The following is a 6,680-nucleotide window of genomic DNA, read 5'->3' on the forward strand; positions in this document are numbered from 1 at the left end:
CCCTTCGAATATTGCTTCATAGGCCTCCTAAGATCTTTTTCAGAGAGGCCAGAGATCTTAACCCCCCTTTCAAGGGCCTCTCCAAACCCTCCTCTATAGTATATCTTGGCAACAATCTCTAGATATTCAAGCCCAGTGATGTTCCTATATGCTCCAACCTCCTCTGGGAGATATGATATAACCCTTCTAACAGCTTCTGGCTCTCTAATAACGCTATGCCCCTCTATATAGGCATCACCACCGCTTGGTAGTATGAGGGTTGCGAGGATCCTAAATGTGGTTGTCTTACCAGCACCGTTGGGGCCTACCAGGCAGTAGATAGAGCCCCTCTCAACCTTAAAAGAGATCTTCTTAAGAGCATGGATAGATCCGTAGTACTTCTCGAGCTCTCTAACATCTACACTATAATCTCGCTCACCACCTCCCAAGGCTTTCACTCTCTTATACCATGATTAATGTTTCTATGGCTAGTGATATTTATTATGTTAGAGCTGATCGTTGGCTTGGCTAAGGCTTTTCTAGTTTTCAGCTGTTATAGATTTTAAATGGATCAGAAGTACTACTATTTGCGAGATGTGGGAAGGGATGTGGGAGAGCCGGTGCTCAAGTAGGTGAGTAGTTGCTATATGTATACTGGCTCTGCTAGACCGCTTGCTATGAGGATCATTGCATGATCTAGGTGGATCATGTATATATAGCCTCTCCTGAGGCTAAGCCCTTCTCCCTCAAGATCCACCTTAGATCTTATGGGAACTCTACCATAGGGATCTATAGGGATGCTTTTAAAAAGATCAATGACTATGTCTTGTATCTTGGCAACCATCTTAAGGATCTCTGAATCAAAAGACTTGCCGGGATCCAGCCCCATAATGGCCTTAAATATTCTTAGCCTCATAAGGGATCTAACAGCATCTGTTAAAACCCTCTCCAATTCACTACATATCTCACCATCTCTCCTTCTAGCACACCAAGAATAGATCCTAGAGATCCTATCTTTCTCCTCAACAAGCTGGGAGAAGCTGATCTCCTGGATCTTTTTAGAGAGAGCCTCCTCCTCTAATATTCTCCCCAGCTCCATGGCTACCATAAATATTATGGGGGGATATTATATGAAAATATTTTCCCCAGCATCGTTGCTGTGATCCTCGCTTCTTAAGTCTGAACCTTCTATGGAGAAACAGTGGTAGAGACTTTTACCCAGTGCTGTTTGAACTATCCCGTTAATTGATCCATGGTATTTGAGGTCTCTGTAAGGAGTTATTCGCTTATCTAAGGTTAGATATATTATATAAACCTATGAAGCTCTTAATTAACTGGAGCTTGGAGATCATGGGGGTTAGGGTTGCGGTTGATGTTGGGGGTACTTTTACGGATTTTGTATATATAGATGACAGGGGTAATCTAAGATCTTTTAAAATCCTCACAACCCCGAGGAATCCTGAGGAAGCTATTGTGGCAGGTCTTAGAAACATAGGGGGTGATATAGAGGAGATTGTTCACGCAACTACAATAGCTACAAATGCTCTTAGGGGCCAGGTTGGTCTGGAGCTTCCGAAGGTGGCTCTTATAACTACTAGAGGTTTTAGGGATGTGATTGAGATTGGTAGGCAGAATAGGCCTAGGCTCTATGATCAGTTCTTTGAGAAGCCGAGGCCTCTGGTTCCAAGAGAGCTGAGGATCGAGGTTAGGGAGAGAACCTCAGCGTCTGGCGAGATTATTGAGGGTATAGATGTTGACGAGATCAGAGGTGTGTGTGAGAGGCTAATAAGATCTGGGGTGGTGTCTATAGCTATATCCTTTCTCCATTCATATGTAAATCCATCTAATGAGAAGGCCGCTAAAGAGATTGCTAGCCGCTACTTTAGATATGTTGTTGCATCGCACGAGATAGCTCCGGAGCCTAGGGAGTATGAGAGAACCTCGACAGCTGTTGTGAATGCTGTTTTAATGCCGATAGTGTCGAGGTATATAGAGTCTCTCGCATCGTCTCTATCACAATTCAGAGATCCTAAGCTATATATCATGTCAAGCTCAGGCGGGCTGGTGGATATCCGCGAGGCTATGGAGAGGCCGGTGCAGATTATAGAGAGTGGCCCGGCAGCGGGTGTTGTAGCGGCGTCAGAGCTTGCAAAGATCATGGGTTTGGATAGGGTTATAAGCCTAGATATAGGTGGAACCACAGCTAAGGCTGGGACTATAGTAAATGGTGAGATAGAGATAACCAGCGAGTATGAAGTAGGTGGGGAGGCCCACTACGGTAGGATCGTTAAGGGTTCCGGCTATCCCGTGAGATTCCCATTCATAGATCTAGCTGAGGTCTCTGCAGGGGGAGGCACGATCATATGGAGGGATGAGGCGGAAGCCCTCAGGGTTGGGCCTATAAGCTCAGGCGCGGATCCAGGGCCTATATGCTATGGTAGGGGAGGTAAGGAGCCAACTATAACGGATGCAAACCTAGTCCTCGGAAGAATAGCGGATCACCTGCTGGGGGGTGCTATAAAGCTTGATAAGAGGGGGGCTTTGGAAGGGCTTTCAAGGCTTGGAGACCCCTATGAGGTTGCTATTGAAGCTGTGAGAATCGCTGATCTAGAGGCTGCGAGGGCTATAAGGCTTGTAACAGTTGAAAGGGGCCTAGATCCAAGCGAGTTCTCCCTAGTAGCATTCGGCGGTGCAGGCCCACAACACGCTGTTGGGATTGCCGAGGAGATGGGGATTAGAAGGGTTATAATCCCACCTTTTCCAGGGGTTTTCAGCGCTCTAGGCCTCCTACTAGCTGACTGGAGGCTAGAGGCTAGAGCATCATTCCCAGCGGATCTGGAGGAAGCATATAGATCTCTCGAGGAGTCTATCTTGAGGAGAGTTAAAAGGGTGGATTATTTTGTGAGATATGCTGATGCAAGGTATAGAGGGCAGGGCTGGGAGATCACGGTTCCAGCTGGGAGGCCAGCATCTATGGATGAGATTTCAAGGGCTTTTGAGGATAGGCATGTCTCTCTCTACGGCTTCAAAATGGATCTACCGATAGAGGTTGTAACCATAAGGGTCTTCGCGGTTATTAAAAGGGTGAAGCCAGAGCTACCGCGTCCGAGGAGGCATGGTGATGCATCTCCTAGGGGCTATAGAAGGGCATATATAGCTGATTCATGGGTAAATGCTCCTATCTATATTAGAAGCGATCTTCCCGAGGGTGCTAGGCTGAGGGGACCTGCTCTTATAGATGAATATGACTCTACAACAGTGATCCCAGAGGGTTGGGAGGCCAGGGTAGATGCAACAGGATCTATTGTTATTGAGAGGCTCTGAGGTGGTTCCATGGTCTCGTGGGAGTTGATCTACAAGGCTACTGTGTATATAGCTGAGGAGATGGGTGTCGCCCTCAAGAGATCGGCCTTCTCCCCGAATATAAGGGAGAGGATGGATCATAGCTGTGCTATAGTTGATAAAAAAGGTAGGATTGTTGCCCAGGCTGAGCATATACCAGTCCACCTGGGATCTTTCAGGGTTTGTGTTAAAAACATAGTAGGCTGGATTGAGAGGAGCGGCGATATATTAGAGGATGGCGATATGCTGATCTTCAACGACCCCTATATCTCTGGGACACATCTCAACGATGTAACTGTGATAGCCCCGATATACTATGGGGGTAGGCATATAGGCTATGTTATAAATAAGGCTCACCAGGTTGATGTCGGCGGGCCGATGCCTGGGAGCATGAATCCAATGGCTAGAACAATATATGAGGAGGGCTTCATCATACCCCCTGTTAAGATTGTTAAGAGGGGCTCTATAGATAGAGAGATCTTGAGGATCATAACCTCTAACACAAAGACACCACTTGTGACAGAGGGTGATACGAAGGCGCAGATAGCAGCAAACATAGTTGGCTCGAGAAGGGTTGTGGAGCTTGTTAAGAAATACGGTGTGGAAGCTGTTGAGGATGCCTGGGAAAAAGCTATATCCCATGGCAGGGCTCTGGCTCTAGCCAAGATCTCTGGGTGGAGGAGGGGTGTCTCTGAGGCTGAGGACTATCTAGAGCTAGAAGATCAGGATCCCGTGATAAGGGTGAGGCTAGAGGTTGGGGATGAATATATAAGGGCGGATTTCACAGGAACGAGCAAGCAGATCGATAGGCCTTATAACGCTGTATATGGTGTTACATACGCAGCGGTGGTCTATTCAGTAAGAAGTATTATGGAGGGCGAGATACCTGTTAACGAGGGCTTCTACAGCGTTGTAGAGGTTATAGCACCTGAGGGGACAGTCGTGAATCCGAGGAAACCAGCGCCCGTCTCTGGGGGGAATGTGGAGACCTCCCAGAGGATTGCAGATGTGGTTCTAAAAGCCCTCTCAGCCATTGTGCCAGATAGGGTTCCAGCAGCCGGCTCTGGAACTATGATGAATGTAATGATCGGGGGAGAGGATCCTGTGACAGGGTATTGGGCATACTACGAAACAATAGGCGGAGGCACTGGGGGGAGACCAGGCAAGGATGGGGTATCTGGGGTGCATGTGAATATGACTAACACTATGAACACACCTATAGAGATTGCTGAGAGGGCATACCCCATAATATATACAGCATATAAGATTAGAGAAGGGAGCGGGGGGAGGGGGAGATTCAGAGGAGGAGACGGAATCATAAGATCCTTTAGAGTGCTGAGACCAGCAAGACTATCAATAATGTCTGAGAGAGTTAAAAGGGCCCCATGGGGTCTCTATGGAGGAGAGCCTGGAAAACCCGGGAAGATAGTGATTAGAAAGAGAGATGGAAGAGAGCTGGTGATGCCAAGCAAGTTCTCCATAGAGCTAGAAGAGGGGGATGAGGTAATAATAGAAACACCTGGCGGTGGGGGATGGGGATCTCCAAAAACCTAGTTATCATAGAACCCGGCATAAGGAAATATAGTTCCAAACCCACACTATTTAAAACGGAGAAAATTTGGAGAAGGGTGTGTTGAGACAGCATATTCCTTATTCTCATAGCGGTTTCTAACCTCTTATCCACTCTAGAGGGCGAGGCATTCAGTTATCAAGTAGGAGGGGGCCCAGCCCCAGGTAACCAATTGGTGAATGTCATCGGGGGTGGGGTTCCCAGGGACTGGGCCCCCTATAATAATATTAATATGTAGGGGTAAAAAATCCAAACACGATAGGCGAGCTGGTGTTTTTAATATTCACTATATCCCGGCTCATATGTTATGTTTTTAGGGGATTTCTCTTGGGGTGTTGAAAGCTTCTTACAGTATCTATCGTCGGGTATTCTTTATAATGTGCTAGGCTTGTGCAGCTTCTCCTATATTTTCGGAGATCTTTTTAGGGGGTAGCTCTTCACCGGGATTATATAGGGTTGGTCTATCTTCTTCCCGGGGCTCTCTAGACTCGATTAGATCCTCTAGGTCTCCACCGTTTAAAAGGGTCTCAAGGATCTTCTTACCTATTTCGGATAATGTGTATAGCTTATAATTGCTCCTACTATGAACAATACTTACAATTCCGAGGGCTTCTAGGACATGGAATGCTCCTAGAACCTCGTATCTAGGTAAACCGGTTCTCATAACTATATCGGAGGGTGCTGAGATGCTATCCTTGAGATGGGATAAGATCGAGATCAGCTTAGCTTTAGAGTCCATTGGAACCCCTTATACCGGTATCTATCATCTAGGGCTTAAAAAATATATGGCTCCTCCCCCTATGAAAAGGCCTGCTTCTAATCACTATCTAAAAGGGTTAGAATTGTAATTTATAGGCTGTTTCATCTTCGCATCTATTAATGCTAAGCAGTTATTATCTGGAAGTATATAGGGGTTGGGGTGGCCTTTGTCTTTGTACTATATGCCTGTGTGTAGTGTTGAGGAGATGAAGAGGATCGATGAGCTTGCGTATAAGAACTACGGTATAGATCATATGCTTCTTATGGAGGATGCCGGGTCGGCTGTTTACTCCGCTATCTTGAGGGAGATTGGATCTGTGAGGGGTCGGAGGATCCTTGTTGTTGCTGGGACAGGAAATAATGGGGGTGATGCTCTGGTAGCTGCTAGGAGGCTATATGCTGGTGGGGGTGTTGTAAGGGTGGTTATTGTTGGGGATCCTTCGAGGGCCACTGATCTCTGTAGGAGGAATTTAGAGCTTGTAAGGGCTATGGGTGTTGATGTCTATGTAGCTGATAATGAGGAGAGGCTGGCTGAGCTTGAGAGGCTTGTCGAATGGGCTGAGATCATAGTTGTTGGGTTGATAGGGATAGGGCTTAGGGGTGAGGTTAGGGGGCTCTATAGAAGGGCTATAGAGGCTATAAACAGGTCCAAGGCTGTGGTTGTTAGCATAGATATACCATCGGGGGTTGATGGTAATAACGGGCTTGTTAGGGGTATCGCCGTTAGATCAAGCATCACTGTTGCCATGGGGCTTCCAAAGTATGGGAATATATTGTATCCGGGTTATCAATATTGTGGCAAGCTCTATATATCCCATCTATCATATCCACCAGAGCTTCTCAGAGAAGCTGGTGCGGAGCTTAACACACCGATACCTCTTCCCGAGAGGGTTAGATGGGGTCATAAGGGTATGTTTGGGAAGTTCCTCGTGGTTGGCGGGGCTAGATATTACTATGGAGCTCCATACTATGCCTCATACTCATTTCTAAAGGCTGGGGGAGGCTATTCAAGGCTAGCAGCACCAAGATC

Annotated in this window: 6 protein-coding genes; 3 read left to right on the plus strand and 3 right to left on the minus strand. The window is 46.9% G+C overall.

The genetic code is table 11. The annotated features are described in order from the left end of the window. Together QXE01_10760 and QXE01_10765 are read right to left on the minus strand one after the other, a co-directional pair. A partial coding sequence (locus tag QXE01_10760) for an ATP-binding cassette domain-containing protein (protein MEM4971717.1) occupies nt 1-428 on the minus strand: 428 nt, incomplete at its 3' end. Between the two features lie 194 nt (nt 429-622). Then, nucleotides 623-1,078, minus strand: coding sequence for a hypothetical protein (locus QXE01_10765; GenBank protein MEM4971718.1), 456 nt, complete (start codon nt 1,076-1,078; stop codon nt 623-625). 251 nt (nt 1,079-1,329) lie between these two features. Here QXE01_10765 and QXE01_10770 point away from each other — a divergent pair, with 251 nt between their 5' ends. Beyond that, nucleotides 1,330-3,303 carry a hydantoinase/oxoprolinase family protein gene (locus tag QXE01_10770; protein MEM4971719.1) on the plus strand — a complete coding sequence of 658 codons (1,974 nt, stop codon included), beginning with the start codon at nt 1,330-1,332 and terminating at the stop codon, nt 3,301-3,303. 9 nt (nt 3,304-3,312) lie between these two features. Then, the gene (locus tag QXE01_10775) at nt 3,313-4,875 is read left to right on the plus strand and encodes a hydantoinase B/oxoprolinase family protein (protein ID MEM4971720.1); all 1,563 of its coding nucleotides are present in this window, start codon (nt 3,313-3,315) and stop codon (nt 4,873-4,875) included. A gap of 398 nt (nt 4,876-5,273) precedes the next feature. On the opposite strand, the gene QXE01_10780 is transcribed toward QXE01_10775, so the two are convergent. Continuing rightward, on the minus strand, nt 5,274-5,630 hold the full coding sequence (locus QXE01_10780) for a hypothetical protein (protein MEM4971721.1): 357 nt from the start codon (nt 5,628-5,630) through the stop codon (nt 5,274-5,276). A gap of 187 nt (nt 5,631-5,817) precedes the next feature. On the opposite strand from QXE01_10780, the gene QXE01_10785 reads away from it, so the two are divergent. After that, nucleotides 5,818-6,680, plus strand: an 863-nt coding sequence (locus QXE01_10785; GenBank protein ID MEM4971722.1) for an NAD(P)H-hydrate epimerase, incomplete at its 3' end; no start/stop codon positions are given.

Source organism: Sulfolobales archaeon, assembly GCA_038897115.1.
Lineage (GTDB): Archaea > Thermoproteota > Thermoprotei_A > Sulfolobales > AG1 > AG1.